19 protein-coding genes are annotated in these 15,256 nt (G+C 60.1%); 11 read left to right on the top strand and 8 right to left on the bottom strand.

Annotated elements, in window-relative coordinates:
* Window positions 1-258: 258 nt before the first annotated feature.
* Window positions 259-1,008, bottom strand: coding sequence for a Crp/Fnr family transcriptional regulator (locus tag NKI21_RS13875; protein ID WP_352630661.1), 750 nt, complete (start codon window positions 1,006-1,008; stop codon window positions 259-261).
* 570 nt (window positions 1,009-1,578) lie between these two features.
* Between NKI21_RS13875 and NKI21_RS13870 the strand changes: the two genes are divergently transcribed.
* From NKI21_RS13870 to NKI21_RS13855, 4 genes are all read left to right on the top strand, one after another.
* The gene (locus tag NKI21_RS13870; RefSeq protein ID WP_013531539.1) at window positions 1,579-1,878 is read left to right on the top strand and encodes a PRC-barrel domain-containing protein; all 300 of its coding nucleotides are present in this window, start codon (window positions 1,579-1,581) and stop codon (window positions 1,876-1,878) included.
* Window positions 1,879-1,959: 81 nt separating this feature from the next.
* Window positions 1,960-2,394 (top strand): GFA family protein, encoded by a 435-nt coding sequence (locus NKI21_RS13865; protein WP_352751030.1) that lies wholly within the window; start codon window positions 1,960-1,962, stop codon window positions 2,392-2,394.
* Window positions 2,395-2,474: 80 nt separating this feature from the next.
* Window positions 2,475-2,675, top strand: a complete 201-nt coding sequence (locus NKI21_RS13860) for a KTSC domain-containing protein (protein WP_023811991.1) — start codon at window positions 2,475-2,477, stop codon at window positions 2,673-2,675.
* Between the two features lie 160 nt (window positions 2,676-2,835).
* Window positions 2,836-3,000 (top strand): hypothetical protein, encoded by a 165-nt coding sequence (locus tag NKI21_RS13855; protein ID WP_023811992.1) that lies wholly within the window; start codon window positions 2,836-2,838, stop codon window positions 2,998-3,000.
* A gap of 62 nt (window positions 3,001-3,062) precedes the next feature.
* Here the strand turns inward: NKI21_RS13855 and NKI21_RS13850 are convergent, their stop codons facing one another.
* From NKI21_RS13850 to NKI21_RS13835, 4 genes are all read right to left on the bottom strand, one after another.
* On the bottom strand, window positions 3,063-3,317 hold the full coding sequence (locus tag NKI21_RS13850; RefSeq protein WP_023811993.1) for a DUF6894 family protein: 255 nt from the start codon (window positions 3,315-3,317) through the stop codon (window positions 3,063-3,065).
* A 49-nt stretch (window positions 3,318-3,366) separates the two neighbouring features.
* Window positions 3,367-3,606, bottom strand: a complete 240-nt coding sequence (locus NKI21_RS13845; protein ID WP_031213489.1) for a hypothetical protein — start codon at window positions 3,604-3,606, stop codon at window positions 3,367-3,369.
* A gap of 208 nt (window positions 3,607-3,814) precedes the next feature.
* Window positions 3,815-4,993, bottom strand: coding sequence for an acetate/propionate family kinase (locus NKI21_RS13840; protein ID WP_352865964.1), 1,179 nt, complete (start codon window positions 4,991-4,993; stop codon window positions 3,815-3,817).
* Complete coding sequence (locus NKI21_RS13835) at window positions 4,990-7,401, bottom strand: phosphoketolase family protein (RefSeq protein WP_023811996.1); 2,412 nt, start codon at window positions 7,399-7,401, stop codon at window positions 4,990-4,992. Before NKI21_RS13835 ends, NKI21_RS13840 begins: the two co-directional genes overlap by 4 nt.
* Window positions 7,402-7,663: 262 nt before the next feature.
* On the opposite strand from NKI21_RS13835, the gene NKI21_RS13830 reads away from it, so the two are divergent.
* The 4 genes from NKI21_RS13830 to NKI21_RS13815 all read left to right on the top strand — a co-directional run bounded on the left by NKI21_RS13830 (window position 7,664) and on the right by NKI21_RS13815 (window position 10,722).
* A complete protein-coding gene (locus NKI21_RS13830; protein WP_352865961.1) occupies window positions 7,664-9,655 on the top strand; it encodes a protein-L-isoaspartate(D-aspartate) O-methyltransferase in 1,992 nt (663 codons plus the stop codon).
* A gap of 101 nt (window positions 9,656-9,756) precedes the next feature.
* Window positions 9,757-9,963 (top strand): hypothetical protein, encoded by a 207-nt coding sequence (locus NKI21_RS13825; protein WP_013531530.1) that lies wholly within the window; start codon window positions 9,757-9,759, stop codon window positions 9,961-9,963.
* A gap of 45 nt (window positions 9,964-10,008) precedes the next feature.
* On the top strand, window positions 10,009-10,479 hold the full coding sequence (locus NKI21_RS13820) for a YbhB/YbcL family Raf kinase inhibitor-like protein (RefSeq protein WP_128304464.1): 471 nt from the start codon (window positions 10,009-10,011) through the stop codon (window positions 10,477-10,479).
* Window positions 10,480-10,563: 84 nt separating this feature from the next.
* Window positions 10,564-10,722: a hypothetical protein gene (locus tag NKI21_RS13815; protein WP_128304463.1), complete on the top strand. Its 159-nt coding sequence runs from the start codon at window positions 10,564-10,566 to the stop codon at window positions 10,720-10,722.
* 110 nt (window positions 10,723-10,832) lie between these two features.
* Here NKI21_RS13815 and NKI21_RS13810 read toward each other — a convergent pair whose 3' ends face one another.
* Window positions 10,833-11,261: a hypothetical protein gene (locus NKI21_RS13810; RefSeq protein WP_128304515.1), complete on the bottom strand. Its 429-nt coding sequence runs from the start codon at window positions 11,259-11,261 to the stop codon at window positions 10,833-10,835.
* Window positions 11,262-11,452: 191 nt separating this feature from the next.
* Here NKI21_RS13810 and NKI21_RS13805 point away from each other — a divergent pair, with 191 nt between their 5' ends.
* Complete coding sequence (locus NKI21_RS13805) at window positions 11,453-13,354, top strand: multicopper oxidase domain-containing protein (RefSeq protein WP_023812001.1); 1,902 nt, start codon at window positions 11,453-11,455, stop codon at window positions 13,352-13,354.
* A 55-nt stretch (window positions 13,355-13,409) separates the two neighbouring features.
* Here NKI21_RS13805 and NKI21_RS13800 read toward each other — a convergent pair whose 3' ends face one another.
* Complete coding sequence (locus NKI21_RS13800; protein WP_023812002.1) at window positions 13,410-13,568, bottom strand: hypothetical protein; 159 nt, start codon at window positions 13,566-13,568, stop codon at window positions 13,410-13,412.
* A 150-nt stretch (window positions 13,569-13,718) separates the two neighbouring features.
* Entirely contained in the window at window positions 13,719-13,946 is a 228-nt protein-coding gene (locus NKI21_RS13795) for a hypothetical protein (RefSeq protein ID WP_023812003.1), read from the bottom strand.
* A gap of 251 nt (window positions 13,947-14,197) precedes the next feature.
* Here NKI21_RS13795 and NKI21_RS13790 point away from each other — a divergent pair, with 251 nt between their 5' ends.
* Both NKI21_RS13790 and NKI21_RS13785 read left to right on the top strand, forming a co-directional pair.
* Window positions 14,198-14,593 (top strand): hypothetical protein, encoded by a 396-nt coding sequence (locus tag NKI21_RS13790; protein ID WP_352865957.1) that lies wholly within the window; start codon window positions 14,198-14,200, stop codon window positions 14,591-14,593.
* A gap of 453 nt (window positions 14,594-15,046) precedes the next feature.
* Complete coding sequence (locus tag NKI21_RS13785) at window positions 15,047-15,232, top strand: hypothetical protein (RefSeq protein ID WP_023812005.1); 186 nt, start codon at window positions 15,047-15,049, stop codon at window positions 15,230-15,232.
* The last annotated feature ends 24 nt before the right edge of the window (window positions 15,233-15,256 follow it).

The raw sequence follows: 15,256 nt of genomic DNA, 5'->3' as shown, positions 1-15,256 counted from the left end.
TCAACCTAGGATTCCGCAGGCAGGCCTTGAATGCGATCGAGGGAGGTTGCGTGTATGTACGTACGGTTCTTACCAAACCGTGAGCCCTCGTTGCCAGTTGCTTGTCAGCAACTAAATTGGCAACGCGGCATCCCCAAAACATGCCGCAGTGGCCGGCGCGGGTTTGGGCAACGGTGTCTCACCGGCATCATCGCGTCGGCCACTCGAAATGTCTTCCTGGCGGTTCAGTGGCGGAGAAGCCTCTGTTGGCCCCGGCGCTCAAGCGAGAGGCCGCTCCTGCCTCGCGGCATGCTTCGAGCCCAAATCTCCGATCAGCCGGCGGTACTGGGTTTCAGGTGGACCGTAAGAGCCTCGCGCCAACGTCACGAGACCGTCTCGATCGCGGATCGTGATCTCTCCGCGGCGCGCTCGGATATAACCATAACTCTCGATCATCTGCAGACCCACGGTAACCCCCGGACGCCTGACACCAAGCATGATGGACAGAAATTCATGGGTTATCATAAGCCTGTCTCCGACAGTGCGGTCGCTGCACATCAAAAGCCATCTCGCCAGCCGGACTTCCAGGCTCTGCCGTGCGTTGATCGATGCCGTGTAGCTTGTCTGAACGTGGAAATATTGGACATAGCGCAACAGGAACGACCGCAACGTAGGGCTGTTCTCCAGGGCTTCGACGAATGGGGCAGCCTCTACCCGGAGGGCCTCGCATGTCGACTGGACGTAGCAATCAAAGTTCGCCTGGTCGTCCCCCATGATCAGGGCCGAACCGGTCATTCCTTCGAACCCGATGATTCCGACTTCCGCTTCGGTCGCCGCCGAAGTCCTGGCCACCACCGATGCCAGTCCGCTTTCCAGAAAATAGACGGCTTCGATCTTCTGCCCCGCAGTCTCCAGTGGCGCGCGCAAGTCCAGGAAAACGCTCGCCAGATGCGGCCTTAACCGCGCGAAGTCGTCCGCGCTCATGCGGCGAAGCAATTCGCTCTTGGCTTGCAGTATCTGGTAATCCACGAGACTCTTTTCCCTTGGGCAAGAGCACTGGGATCTCTTAGCCGGCCGCGCCCGTCTAACGAGCGGACGGTAACGAACCATAGACCTCGTCTCGCGCAGCACTAGACGGGCCGGCGTGTTGGTATGAAACCGACAGTTACTGCTGAAGACTCGAAGGCCTTGCTGGCTGACCATCTTTCGCCAGCAAACGAGCCTCCCGCAGGATAGAGGCGCGATCGAACCCGAGGAGCGATATGATTTCACGTATCTGCTGTTCAATGGCGCCTGTATCCCGCGCCAGCGCGGTTATCGCGTCCAGTGGCAGACCGGGGTGCTCGGGCTCCTCGCCATGCAAGGCCATGCCTCGTGATGGGCAAGAGCGATGGTCACTCCCAAGCGTCAGCGCCCAACTGTGCTGCTGACGATTTTCCTTTGTACGCTTCCGTACGGAGCTTTGCGAGTCAATTCGGGCCGAGGCTGATTTTGAGGGTTCTTGCATCCTTGCGTCGTCCGTCCGTCGCCCCCGAAATTGTTCGGAACGATTGCTCGGCTGAGAGGTTCAGATATTCCACCCAACAGGAGTCTCGAACGATGGATCACACCAACCACGTACGCCTCACAAGCACCGAACTGACGCCAGACATTCTCGAAGACGCCACGATTTACGACGCGGACGACAACAAGGTCGGCAGCGTTTCGCATGTCCACGGCTCTGGAGCCGCCAGTCAGGTCGTCATCGATGTCGGCGGCTTCCTCGGCATAGGCGCCAAGCCAGTGGCCGTTCCCGCGAGCCAGTTGGAATTCATGCGCGATGAAGACGGCGACGTTCACGCGGTGACGAACTGGACCAAGGATCAGCTCAAGAGCATGCCCGAGCATCACGATGCATGATTTCAGCGACTTCACCTTGAATGGGAGCGGCCGTTCGGCCGCTCTCTGAACGTCCCTTGGGCGCGACAGGATGGACAGACGATGCGGCGCGAGACCGGAGCCTGCTTCTGCGGACGGATCGCGGCAGCCGTGGATGGAGAGCCTTTCTGGATATGCTACGATCACGACGACGATTGTCGCCGGGCCATCGGAAGTCCGCTGACGATCTGGGTCGGTTACCGGCCGAAGCAATTTCAGCTTCTTAGGGGAACTCCGAAGGCCTTTTCCAAAACGCCAGGCGTCACCCGCACGTTCTGCCCAGACTGTGGAAGCTCGATAGGCTATAGCGACGAAGGCCTGCCGGACGAGTTCTATGTGACCATCGGCTTCCTCGACAAACCTGAAGGTTTTCGGCCGCAAGCCCATGCCTATTGGGACCTGAGGCTACCGTGCATCGAGTTTGATGACAGCCTGCCACGCATCGACCGATATTCGAGGAAGCGCGACCCGACGTTCGGCAACCCGCGCGACCGGTAGTCGCGGTGCGAGCCGCGAGGGCATCGGCGGAACCTGACTACCGCTAGCGGGTTATTCGGGCAGACCCGTCGGGTGCCACCATGCCATCGACCGTGATCCAAAACACACAATACGATCCCGCCACCAAGATCCTCTCGGTCTGGTTTGTGCCGAGCGGCAGACGTTACGATTATGAGGGTGTTGCGCCGGCAACTTATGCCGCTTTCACCAAAGCCTCCTCAAAAGGCCGCTTCTTCAATGAATTCATCCGAGATCGCCATCGATACCGCCGCGTGGCGTGACAAGTTCAGCCATGAGCAGGCGATGCACGGAACCTGACCGGCATCGTCTCGTTGACGTCTCGTCGAAGCAAACCAGGCAACGACAGTTCATCTGGATATGGTCGGGCGTTGGCACCGGCAAAGATCGATCGGAACAGGGCTTCAAGGGAGTTCAAGAGCCATGACGGCCAAGAAGCAGAAGACCGAAAGCAAGGACAAGAAGGCGCTGCGCTTGGCAGAGACCACCGACGTCTCACCCAAGCAGGCCAAGGAGCTCATGCGAAAGCATGGCAAGGACAGCCCCAAGGTCGAGAAAGAAGCCAGAAACTTCAAGGCGGAAGGATAGGATCCGCATTGACGCCCGACCTGTATGACCCTGCAAGCGATCGGCCGCCAGGCAATTCGGTATTAAGGGGGTGCCCCGGCCTTTTCGGCCGCGAGCGCAAAGGGGAAGCGCAGCACCAGGTTGCGGTTCTCGTCAAAAATCTCGAAGGCCAATCCGGTACGCAGCGGCTTGCCATGCAGCAGCTCTTCGGCGAGGATTTCCTTCGCCGACGCCATCGCGTTTTCCTCGGCGCTCGCGAGATCAGGAAATTCCTGGCCCTCCGGATCCTCCTGCAAGCTTCCGCTCTCATCTCGAAGGTCGAAAAAGTATCTGGACATGCCGACTGAACTCCTGCTCATCGCGATGGTGGCCTCGGAAGCGCCAGCCTCAGATTTCAGTGCCTGATATACCCGGATTGTCGAAGAGCACGGCGAGGCCATGCTCTATGGCGCAGGCCGCAATCAGATCATCGAAGGCCTTTCCCGAAAGCGGGCAACTTGGCATCACCTCTCGGATTGCGGTTCCGGCGTTGGCTGTAGAGATCACATCGTGGCGCTTCTTGCGTGTCTCGACATATTGCTCGACCAGGATTTTCAGGCGCCTCACCGCAACGTCGTCCGTAAACATGGATTCCTCAGCCAAAGCCTGAAGTAAGGCTGTCGGCCTGATCATCGTGCCGACGGTCTCGGGGTTAGCCGGGATTGCTCGCACAATATTTCCATGGGCAGTTGGTTCCCCCGACCGCTCGCTTGGTAATTTTCGTACAGGGAATACCCTTGCCCGCGCTTTTGTCGGGCCGAACCGACAGCCGACTTCAGATGCCGATGGCGAGCCTTCAGGCTTGCATCACCTTGCGGCTGTGACGTGCAACGACACTTTCCTCATCGGTCGCAATCACGCGCACCTCCACCTTGCTCTCCGACCGACTGATGATTTCGGCGTGGGTGTCGTTGGCGTGTTCTTCAAGCACCACGCCAAGCCAGGTCAATTTTTCGCATATGGCGTTGCGGATAGACGCGGACCGTTCGCCGATGCCGGCGGTGAACACGAGGCATTCAAGACCACCCATCGTGTTTGCAAGCGCCGCGGCCTCTCTCGCGGCGCGAAAGGCGAAAAGCGCCATCGCCTCATGAGCGCGAGGATCATTGCTCGCTTCCAGCGTCCTCATGTCGCCCGAAATACCGGATACGCCGAGCAGTCCCGACTTCTCGTAGAGGATTGTCTGCAGTTCCTCAGCCGCGATGCCTCTTTCCAGCAGGAAGTACAACAGCACGCCGGGATCGATGGCGCCGCACCGCGTGCCCATGACGAGGCCATCCAGCGCCGAAAACCCCATCGTCGTATCGATGCTCTTGCCCTGCTGCAAAGCGCAAAGGCTGGCACCATTGCCGAGATGGGCGACGATGGTGCGTTTCGTCGCAAGAGTTGGCGATATCCCGCTGAGTCGCCCGGCGATGTATTCATAGGAGAGACCGTGAAACCCGTAGCGGCGCAAGCCTTGCCCTTCATACTGGCGCGGAAGGGCGAAGCGCCGCACGAGCGGATCGATCGTCTGGTGGAAAGCGGTGTCGAAACAGCCAACCTGTGGCAAGTCCGGTTGCAAGGTAGCTATCGCGCGGACCGGCGCGAGACTGCGAGGCTGATGCAGCGGAGCAAGCGGCGTCAACCTGTCGATGGCGTCGATGATGTCTGGGGTCAGACGGACAGGTTCGATGAATTCGCTTCCGCCATGCACGACGCGATGGCCGGCGCAGAGCAGGTTTCTTTCGCCAATTTCGCTCTGCACCCAATTCAGCATCTCGCCTATGGCCGCATCACGCGGCTTGTCGGCGGCGAGCTGCCGCTCGCACTGCACCGTTCCGTTGGCCGCTTTTGCGCGGAGTGTGGGTGTGTCGCCCAAGTCCAACGTGCCGCGTGAAACGAGCTGCAGATCCTGCGACGAGGCAATATCGTAAAGCGCGAACTTTATGCTGGACGAACCGGCATTCAGCGCCAGGATCGACCGGCGGGTCATCGGCGCGCCTTTGCCGCGCTTTTGCCGGGCCAGCTCCATTCCTGGATTTCGGGCATGTCTTCGCCGTGCTCGCGGACATAGGCCCTGTGCTTCACCAGCCGGTCGTGGAGTTCGCCCGCAAGCCCTTCGGCCCTTTCGGCCAGTCCCGGCACGCGTTCGATGGCGGCGAGCGCGAGGTGGTAGCGATCGAGTTCATTGAGCACCACCATGTCGAACGGCGTCGTCGTGGTGCCCTCCTCGCGGAAGCCATGCACATGCATGTTGTCATGGTTGGCGCGACGGTAGGTCAGGCGATGAATGAGATAGGGATAGCCGTGATAGGCGAAGATGACAGGCCGTGTCTTCGTGAACAACGCGTCGAAGTCTCCATCGGCAAGGCCGTGCGGGTGCTCCGTGTTCGACTGCAGCGTCATCAGGTCGACAACATTGACGACGCGGATTTTCAGGTCGGGGATTGCGGAGCGCAGAATGTCGGTCGCAGCAAGTGTCTCTAGCGTCGGCACATCGCCGGCGCAGGCCATGACCACATCGGGCTCCTCGCCCTGAGCAACCGTACCGGCCCATTCCCAGATGCCCGCCCCCGCCTTGCAATGCGCTTCGGCTTCTTCAATGGACAGCCATTGCGGTGCCGGCTGCTTGCCGGCGGTAATGACATTGATGCGGTTATAGGTTCTCAGGCAATGATCGGTGATCCACAGCAGGGTGTTGGCGTCCGGCGGAAAATAGAGCCTTACCGTATCGGCCTTCTTGTTGGCGACCAGATCGGCAAAGCCCGGATCCTGATGGCTGAAACCATTGTGGTCCTGCCGCCAGACATGGGAGGTCAAAAGGTAATTGAGCGAGGCGATCGGCTTGCGCCAGGCAAGCTCGCCGGAGGTCTTCAGCCATTTGGCATGCTGGTTGACCATCGAATCGACAATGTGGATGAAGGCTTCATAGCAGGAGAACAGGCCGTGCCGGCCGGTGAGCAGATAGCCTTCGAGCCACCCTTGGCAAAGATGCTCACTGAGCACTTCCATGACACGTCCGTCACGGGAAAGATGGACGTCGTAGGGTTCGATGCGCTGCATCCAGGTCCGATCGGTAACTTCGAACACCTCATCGAGGCGGTTGGATGACGTCTCGTCCGGCCCCATCAGGCGAAAATTCCGCGCCTCGGCATTGAGGCGGAACACCTCGCGAAGATAGCTTCCGCAAATCCGCGTCGCTTCAGCGATAACGCCACCTGGACGCGGCACTTCCAGCCCCAGGCTTTTCCAGTCTGGAAGCACAAGATCGCGCTTCAGCAGTCCGCCATTCGCGTACGGGCTTGCACCCATGCGCTTTGTCCCTGTTGGGGCAAGTGCCGCTAGCTCTGGCAACAGGTGTCCGCTTTCATCGAACAGCTCTTCCGGTTTGTAGCTTCGCATCCAGTTTTCGAGGATCGTGCGGTGGTCCTCATTTCCGCGTGCGTTCGACACCGGCACTTGATGCGAGCGCCAGAAACCCTCAACCTTCTCGCCATCGACCTCCTTGGGACCTGTCCACCCCTTGGGGCTGCGCAGCACGATCATCGGCCATTGCGGGCGTTGACCATGCCATCCCGGAGCCCGTGCCTGCTCCTGAATGGACCGGATGCGATCGAGCACCGTGTCGAGCGTCGCGGCCATCGACTGGTGCATGGAAAGCGGCTCGTGGCCTTCGACGAAGAACGGTTCGTAGCCATAGCCGGCGAAAAGCTTTCGCAATTCCTGGTCGTCCATGCGGCCGAGGATCGTTGGGCTGGCGATCTTGTAGCCGTTGAGATGCAGGATCGGCAGGACGGCGCCGTCCGACATCGGGTTCAGGAACTTGTTGGAATGCCACGCCGCCGCGAGCGGACCGGTCTCGGCTTCGCCGTCACCAACGACGCAGGCAACCACCAGGTCCGGATTGTCGAAGGCCGCACCGAAGGCATGGACCAAGGCATATCCCAGTTCACCGCCCTCATGGATTGAGCCGGGCGTCTCGGGCGCGGCATGGCTTGGCACGCCGCCGGGGAAGGAAAACTGCCGGAACAGTTTCCTGAGGCCGTCTTCGCCCTGCCCGATATCGGGATAGATCTCGCTATAGGTGCCCTCGAGCCAGGTGTTGGCAACCATTGCGGGACCGCCATGGCCCGGGCCGCAGATAAACAGAACATCAAGGTCGCTTTCGCGGATAACGCGGTTCATATGCAGGTAGAGAAAATTCAGCCCCGGCGTCGTGCCCCAATGTCCAAGCAGCCGCGGCTTGACATGTTCGGCCTTCAACGGTTCGCGCAACAGCGGATTGTCGAGCAGGTAGATCTGGCCGACCGAGATATAATTCGCGGCGCGCCAGTAACGGTCCAAGAGGTCGATCCGTTCGTGGCCGATAGCCTGCGGCGTCGCGGCTGCCTTGTCGTTCATCGACATCTCCAGCTTCGGTTCGCTGGTGATAACTGGGGCATCTTTGCGCTTGAGCAACCCCCGACTGCCGCCGTCCGGGGCGGCGTCGCGACCCGCGCAGCCAAGAGACCGGACGCTATCCCGGCGGGCACACGGCTCTGTCCGCAGATAGTCGGGAACCTTGAAGTCTTCTGGCGGTTAGAAACTGGAATCGCGAAGGCAGGCTCAAGGCAGGTACCGCGAAGGATCGCCTCGAAGCGTTGCACCAAAGGGGAGCTAAAAGATGCTCGATCTTCCTCGTGCCCGTGATCGAATGGTCAAAATCCATGTCGGCCGGCGCGGCATCCATGACCGTGAGATTCTGCAGGCTATGCGCGAAGTTCCACGCGAGGCCTTCGTCGAACCCGGCTTCGAGGAATTTGCTTATGAAGACACGCCGCTGCCGATCGCCGACGGCCAGACCATATCGCAACCCTACATCGTCGCGTTCATGATCGAGATGGCGGATGTCAAACCGGGTGACCATGTGCTCGAAATTGGCACCGGCTCGGGGTACGCGGCCGCGGTGATGAGCCGGATCGTCGAACAGGTCTACACGATAGAGCGTCATCCCGGTTTGGCCGAAACCGCGAAGCGGCGGTTTGAAAAACTCGGCTACCAAAACATCGAGGTTCGGACAGGCGATGGCACCAAGGGCTGGCCGCAGGCGGCGCCGTTCGATGCCATCGTGGTGACAGCCAGCGGTCCCGGCGCACCGCTCGCCCTTCAGGAGCAACTCGATGTCGGCGGCAGGCTCGTCATTCCGGTCGGCGACGACCCCGATTTGCAACGTCTGCTCAAAGTCACCCGGACAGGTGCCGCAACCTACAGCGAGGAGGATTTCGGCGGCGTGCGCTTCGTCCCTCTGATCGGCGAGCAGGGTTGGTCGGAAAGCGGCACGGTCACCAAGCTCGGTCGTCCGCTTCGACATCCGCATCCGATCAGCCTGCCTGACATGATCGCCGCCGCGGCCGAACCCCTGCCCGATTTCGATGATCCGGCCTTCGGCGCATTGTTCGATCGGTTCGCCGACCGGCGCATTGTTCTGCTTGGCGAGGCAAGCCATGGCACGTCCGAATTCTACAGGGCGCGCGCGGCAATCACCCGCGGGCTCATCGAACGCCACGGCTTCACCATCGTCGCGGTCGAGGCGGACTGGCCCGACGCGGCGGCGATCGACCGCTATGTTCGCCGTCGTCGGCCGCGAACCGGTGCCGGCGCGCCATTCCAGCGATTTCCGACGTGGATGTGGCGCAACACCGATGTCGCGGCCTTCACCGACTGGATGCGCCGTCACAACGAGAAGCTAGAGCCTTCAGAGCAAGCAGGGTTCTACGGCCTCGACATCTACAATATGAGCGGTTCCATCGGCGCGGTCCTCGACTATCTCGACCGGATCGATCCCCAGGCAGCCAGGATCGCGCGCGAACGCTATGGCTGCCTGACGCCCTGGCAACACGAACCGTCTACCTACGGCCGTGCGGTGCTCACCGCCGGCTATCAAAAATGCGAGAAAGCGGTGCTGGAACAATGCCGGGACTTGCTCGCCAAACAGCTCGAATATGCAAAACGGGACGGCACCGACTTTCTCGACGCCAGTCAGAATGCCCGGCTGATCGCGTCCGCCGAACACTATTATCGGATCATGTACTATGGCGGCGCGGAGTCCTGGAACCTGCGCGACACGCATATGTTCGAGACCTTGGAACATGTGCTGCATGCCGGCGGCCCCAAGGCCAAGGCGGTGGTGTGGGCGCACAATTCCCATATCGGCGATGCCCGCTTTACCGAGATGGGTGTCGTCAGGGACGAACTGAACATCGGCCAGCTCTGCCGGCAGCGTTTCGGGGATGAAGCAGTGCTGATCGGTATGGGCACGCATTCCGGCACTGTGGCGGCCGCCAGCGACTGGGATGGCAAAATGGAGGTGAAGCAAATTCGCGCGTCGCACGCCGACAGTTACGAACGGCTTTGCCACGATTCCCTTGTGTCGCGGTTCCTGCTCGACCTCGGGCGCGACACAACGCTGCGTGAGCGGTTGCTGGAACGCAGGCTGGAGCGATTTATCGGCGTGATCTACCGGCCGGAAACCGAGCTGGGCAGCCACTATGCGGACGCTTCCCTGCCCCGGCAGTTCGACGCGTTCCTATGGTTCGACAAAACCGCGGCAGTGACGCCGCTTGGCCCGGAGCATGCAAGAACCGGCGTTCCCGACACCTATCCATTCGGGCTTTAGCCGGCGCGCTGCGAACCAATGAAGAAGCCGAGGCGTGGAACCGGAACGAATTATCCGCTCTGCGATTTCAAAACTGCAATCCCCGTCGAAGGAGTTTTCTCATGACCGGAACCAAACATCCGAAATGGAAAAAACCGAGCGATGCCGACTTGGCGAACAATCCTGGTATCGGGACTTCCAAGGGAACGATCAAGGAAGGCGAAGAGTTCGAGCTTGAAGGCGAGAACACGGTCGAAGGTGACGTCGAAAACGACACGACCGCCGCTGGCGGAATCGATCCAAGACAAAAGATGCGGACCAACAAATAGCTGCCCTGCGCGTCGCTGGGATCAACTTCGCCGGAGGAGTGAACCATGCCACTTGCCCTTAGCAGTGCCGCCTTTGCCGAAGGCGGACAAATTCCCGAAAGATACACACGAGACGGCAAAAACGTATCGCCGCCGCTGAAATGGTCTGGAGTGCCAGATGAAGCAAAGAGCCTTGTTCTCGTCGTTCAGGATCCTGACGCGCCGAGCGGAACGTTTGGTCATTGGGCGGTGTTCAACATCTCCCCGGACACAAGGGAACTTCCCGAGGCCGAAAGCGGCAAGCCGGGTCCGGGCGCCCTCAGGCAAGCAACGAATGATTTTGGCAACGCCTATTACGACGGCCCTGAGCCGCCGGTCGGACATGGCGTTCACCATTACCATTTCCGGCTGGCCGCGCTCGACATCCCGAGCCTTGCCATTCCAGCCAGCGTGGGCATCGAGCGCATCTGGCGGGAGGCGCAGAAACATTCGCTTGAGCAGGCTGAACTCATCGGAACCTACGAGCGCAATTCGTAAGTTAATGACCAGGGGCGACCGAGGTGGCCTGCTGCGCGGAACGGTTCTCCTCCTCGCCGGTTGTCTGGGAAAGGAGATGGCGCCATGTTTGGAGATATCATGTGGTTGGTCGTCGTTGCCGGCGGCCCATTGCTGCTGATCGTGCTGATGGCCTATGCCGTTATCGCACGCCGTCGGCGTGGACCCGCCGAACGAAGGGAGAGCGACCGAGCGACCGACCGGCTATACCAGGACAAGCGTTGATCCGCATCGGCGAGACCTCCGATTGGCAAGACATCCAATCGGCAAGACATCCAATCGGCAAGACAGGGGATCGTATGCCGCACCGAAGCGACGACGATCCCCAACTACGGTCAGCGCATTATCCTTTGCCGCAACCACGCAAAGAACCTGCCGCTGATGGCTGAGCGGACCCGCGTCGCAGCCCAGCGCGCTTTCATGGTTGAGCCGACGTGGCAATCGCAGACGATGTCGTGCAACTGCCAGTCGTTCAACTCGAAAAAGCGCTTTGCCTCACCATATGTGTCGTCTTTCAAACCCGATGCGCGCAGCACTGGATCTTCGAAGGCAACCGAAATTGCCGTACCCTCGCCCCGCATCATCGCACGTGCTTCAGGGTGCAAATGTTCAGTGCCTGCAAAGGCCCCAAGGCATCGCTCGGGACTACGCTCCAGCAGTTCAGCCCAGCGCTCTACGCGCTGATTTCGTGTCATTGCGGAATAGGCAGCCGACGATTCAATCTTGGCGACGGCATGCAGTTGGTCGAGTGTTTGATGTTTCATGGCCAGCTCCTGTTGAGGCAGCGAAGCGCCCACGCCTTCAAGGGAATTACCGCGCGTTAATGCTTCGACAAGAGCGCCAGGCTGGAGAATTCGACACAACCGGATTGGGCCGGCGGGATCATAAACACGCCGGCTGCGTTCATCGACGGGGCTGCTTGTGACAAGCCACTGATCCGCGACGGGATGCATCCATGTTCATCCAGCCAATCGACTATTTCCTTGCCGTCTGGTTCGCTCTTGCCGCCGCCTCGACGCTTTATGTCGGCTTCGATCAATACCGCAACAATCCCGAACCGGTGGTGATGAAATGGGGTTTCATCCTGGTGACCCTCTATATGGGTCCATTGGGGCTGCTGCTTTATGTGCTTGCAGACAAGGAGCCACGGCCGGGCGAGCATGAAGACTTTACCAGGCCGCTGTGGAAACAGGGGGTCGGTTCGACCATCCACTGCGTTGCCGGCGATGCGACCGGCATCATTCTCGCCGCAGTCATCACGGCAACGCTTGGCTTGCCGATGTGGCTCGACCTCATCGTCGAATATCTGGCGGGCTTTGCCTTCGGCCTGTTCATCTTCCAATCGCTGTTCATGAAATCGATGATGGGCGGCACCTACTGGGAGAACGTGCGCAAGAGCTTCCTGCCCGAGTTCATCTCGATGAATTTCATGATGGCCGGCATGGCACCCGTCATGAGCTTTCTGATGATGGGGCGCGACATGCGCGCCATGGAGCCGAACGAGCTTTTGTTCTGGGGCGTGATGTCGATCGGCGTCATCGCTGGCTTCACGCTCGCCTATCCGGCCAATGTCTGGCTGGTCGCGCGCGGGCTGAAGCACGGATTGATGACGCAGCGCCCGCAGGCGAACGAAACGAGCAGTGGAGAGCCGACCGCCCACCAACAGCATGCTATGCATCACCCCAACGCCGGCGACGGCCGACGAAGCCGCAACACCTCCCATAAGTCCAAACGCAGCGGCCACCAGATGGAGACGGACGCTACCACGCCGCAGATTGCGGCCCTCGGTATTGTGTCGGTGTTGGCGCTGGCGATCGGCATGGCCGCGCCGGCCAACTGGCTGAACCTGACGCTTTCGGCGCGTGACGTCGGCGGCGCGATCATGCCGCAAGGCATGATCATGGGTCGCGACACGCCGGCGGAGGCCATGCGTGACATGGCTGCAACCGATCCGCGTCGCGTTACCTCGTCCTATGCTCTTGCCGCCAAGGGCGACCAGGAACTGCCATTCCGCCTGGAGAACGGCGTCAAGGTGTTCGAGCTCAGACCATCGGTGGTCCGCTGGCAGATCCTGCCCAACGTCGCGGTCGACGCCTATGCCTACAATGGCCAGATTCCCGGTCCGCGCATCCACATTCGCCAGGGCGATAAGGTTCGCATCGACGTCACCAACGACCTGCCCGAAGAAACCACGGTGCATTGGCACGGCATGATTCTGCCGAACCAGATGGATGGGCCTGCCGAGATCACCCAGCCGCCGATCGAACCTGGACAATCCTATTCCTATGCATTCACCGCGACCCAGCACGGGACCTATTTCTATCATCCGCATGCCAAGCCGGACCGCACCCAGGCGCTGGGGCTTTATGGGGCGCTGATCATCGATCCCGCCAATCCTGCCGACGAGGTTCCGGCTGACCACGACTATGTCATCGAACTTCAGGAATGGCTGGTGCGTGATGGGCTGACCTACCCCTCAATGCCAATGGAAGGCGGCATGCCGAACTTCTTCACCATCAACGGTAAGGCCTATCCCGCAACCGACACCATTCCTATGAAGGTGGGCGAGACGCTGAAGGTGCGTTTCATCGGCACCAACAACGGCTTCGTCCATCCAATGCATATCCATGGCGGACCCTTCGAGGTCGTCGCCCGTGACGGTGAGACGCTTTCTCCCTCGGCACGCTTCCTGGCCGATACCATCAATGTCGGACCGGGACAGCGCTATGACGTCGTGTGGAAGGCGCTGCGTCCCGGCAAGTGGCTCATTCACTGCCACATCCCGCATCACACGACGAACAACAATGTCGAGGAGAAGGGCGGCGGCGGGTTGATGGTCGTCATCGACGTCGGCTAGATCTGCCAACCCCTGTGGATTTACCGATGTTATTCGGAGGCCGCGTTGTTGCGCGCTACTTCTTGATAATGGTTCCGTTGCGCAAGTCGAATGCTTCGGTACCGCGAGCCTGACGGTAGAAATCGTCCTGCAATTCGCCCCACTCGCCGAGAAAGGCGCCGCAATTGCTGCAATGAATTGGCGTCGATTCCTCCGCGTTGTCGGGAATGTCCATTTGGATAGTCCCACAAGCCTTGCAATCGAGTTTGTCGTCCAACCGTCGTCCCATTTCCCAATGATTGCGCATTTTCGGCCATGAGCCAATTGTCGATTTCGTACCAAATCGCTTCAACCGCCGGTGAGTCCTCCAGCCATGGCTCATCGGTCAATCGCGAGAGTCAAAAAGGACGGCCAGCCCCAGTTCCCGTGCCAGCTCGACGATCGTCTCCATCAACTCATCGTCTGTGTCCTGCAAATAAGGCGCGTCCCTGCGAGCGGCCTCTATCGCCGCTTTGACCGAAACAATGTCGCCGTATCGCGCACTTCGAAGCTCCTCTGCCAGAAACGCCTTGGCGGTACCGACAGGTCTTATTGCCCATCTGGCGATGCTCATGCGGCTCCCTCCCATGGTCACCTCTGCTTGATTTTGATCCTGTCCAAGGTGCAGATCAATCGATGGTACGATTCCGTACGAAACCGCCCAACCGGTTGGGAGACAGCCGTGTGACGGACGCCCTGGCCAAGGTTTTCGGCGTCTCTCTGGGGTGAGTTGGGACGAAATCGCCCGGCGGGACCAGCCCCGCGGGAACCATCGCTCAGCATGGGGGTTTCTTCAAAATCTCCTCGAGGATGCAAGGAGCGACCATGCGCATGTTGACGATAGCTCTCGCACTTTCCGGGGCGGTCATCATTCAGCCCGTCTACGCCCAAACTGTTGGACCGCAGCCTCCCCAGGTGACGCCACCGCAGGGCGAAGTGCAACCGGAGCTGGCGCTGCCAGATCCAGGCTCTGCTGATTTGAATTTCACCGGCGTTGCCATTATCGCCGTCGAGGATTTGCCTGACGAAATCAAGGCGCAGGCGGATGCCGTGCTCAATCAAACCAGCGCCGAAGATTTGCTTCGCCTGCAAAACTCAGTCGATGCTTCGCCTCAGGCGACATCGGCTTTGAGGGCGAATGGGCTCAATTCCTCGCAGGTTGTCGCTGCAAACATAGATGGCGATGGCACGCTGACCCTGATCATCCAGACGACGACTTGAGGCGCCGAAGCAACCATTCAACTTTGCCGATCTGCAGGCGATGGGCTTTCTGTCTCGAGGTTGCGCACTTGCCCCGCGATAAAGAAGCTCCCCTTCGTCTATGCGTGGACGGGAGGCTCTTCATTCTCGTCGGGATTGGGCAGCGGCGTCTCGTCCGGGAGCCTTTCCGGTTCGGGTTCCTCGATCGGCTGGGGCTTCCATGTTGGAGGCGGCACGGGCACATCGCGATTTGGGTCTGGCTGTCTTGGCTGTGGCATCTAACTATCTCCGTTCAGTCGGAACAACTCGTGCGCCGTGGCATGGTTCCTGGCAGAATCCAGCCATCGAGATCGTTACGCCCTCAGGGCACGCGCATGTTGGTCCGCCCAGGTGCCGGCCCAAAAGTTTGCAGATCGTTCGGAACCGGTCGGATTTTCGAGCCGTTGTCATCGACAGGGATCAAGGAGAAGCGCGATGAAGGACAAGCAAGGAAATATCGACCATACATTGCCGCAGGTCGCCATTGACGATCAGCAGGTGCGACAACTGGCGGCCACGACCGATTTGCCGTCCAGGCAGGCTCGCGAACTGGTGCGCCGTCACGGCAACGATCCCCGGAAGCTGGAAGAGTTGGCGAAGTCGATCAACGCCACCAATTGAGTTCAGGCCAATGGGCACCACGGC

This window comes from Mesorhizobium sp. M0715, from assembly GCF_040320355.1.
Taxonomy (GTDB): Bacteria; Pseudomonadota; Alphaproteobacteria; order Rhizobiales; family Rhizobiaceae; genus Mesorhizobium.
Note: the sequence above shows the minus strand (reverse complement) of the source record. Positions and strands in the feature narration are given on the sequence as shown.

Excerpts from the sequence above, each read along its gene's own strand:
- NKI21_RS13855 (WP_023811992.1), top strand. The coding sequence starts at position 2,836 with ATGACGGCCAAGAAGCAGAAGACCGAAAGCAAGGACAAGAAGGCGCTG.
- NKI21_RS13825 (WP_013531530.1), top strand. The coding sequence starts at position 9,757 with ATGACCGGAACCAAACATCCGAAATGGAAAAAACCGAGCGATGCCGAC.
- NKI21_RS13800 (WP_023812002.1), bottom strand. The coding sequence starts at position 13,568 with ATGGACATTCCCGACAACGCGGAGGAATCGACGCCAATTCATTGCAGC.
- NKI21_RS13805 (WP_023812001.1), top strand. The coding sequence starts at position 11,453 with ATGTTCATCCAGCCAATCGACTATTTCCTTGCCGTCTGGTTCGCTCTT.
- NKI21_RS13850 (WP_023811993.1), bottom strand. The coding sequence starts at position 3,317 with ATGTCCAGATACTTTTTCGACCTTCGAGATGAGAGCGGAAGCTTGCAG.
- NKI21_RS13795 (WP_023812003.1), bottom strand. The coding sequence starts at position 13,946 with ATGAGCATCGCCAGATGGGCAATAAGACCTGTCGGTACCGCCAAGGCG.
- NKI21_RS13820 (WP_128304464.1), top strand. The coding sequence starts at position 10,009 with ATGCCACTTGCCCTTAGCAGTGCCGCCTTTGCCGAAGGCGGACAAATT.
- NKI21_RS13790 (WP_352865957.1), top strand. The coding sequence starts at position 14,198 with ATGCGCATGTTGACGATAGCTCTCGCACTTTCCGGGGCGGTCATCATT.
- NKI21_RS13865 (WP_352751030.1), top strand. The coding sequence starts at position 1,960 with ATGCGGCGCGAGACCGGAGCCTGCTTCTGCGGACGGATCGCGGCAGCC.
- NKI21_RS13860 (WP_023811991.1), top strand. The coding sequence starts at position 2,475 with ATGCCATCGACCGTGATCCAAAACACACAATACGATCCCGCCACCAAG.
- NKI21_RS13835 (WP_023811996.1), bottom strand. The coding sequence starts at position 7,401 with ATGAACGACAAGGCAGCCGCGACGCCGCAGGCTATCGGCCACGAACGG.
- NKI21_RS13830 (WP_352865961.1), top strand. The coding sequence starts at position 7,664 with ATGCTCGATCTTCCTCGTGCCCGTGATCGAATGGTCAAAATCCATGTC.
- NKI21_RS13785 (WP_023812005.1), top strand. The coding sequence starts at position 15,047 with ATGAAGGACAAGCAAGGAAATATCGACCATACATTGCCGCAGGTCGCC.
- NKI21_RS13815 (WP_128304463.1), top strand. The coding sequence starts at position 10,564 with ATGTTTGGAGATATCATGTGGTTGGTCGTCGTTGCCGGCGGCCCATTG.
- NKI21_RS13840 (WP_352865964.1), bottom strand. The coding sequence starts at position 4,993 with ATGACCCGCCGGTCGATCCTGGCGCTGAATGCCGGTTCGTCCAGCATA.
- NKI21_RS13845 (WP_031213489.1), bottom strand. The coding sequence starts at position 3,606 with ATGTTTACGGACGACGTTGCGGTGAGGCGCCTGAAAATCCTGGTCGAG.
- NKI21_RS13870 (WP_013531539.1), top strand. The coding sequence starts at position 1,579 with ATGGATCACACCAACCACGTACGCCTCACAAGCACCGAACTGACGCCA.
- NKI21_RS13810 (WP_128304515.1), bottom strand. The coding sequence starts at position 11,261 with ATGAAACATCAAACACTCGACCAACTGCATGCCGTCGCCAAGATTGAA.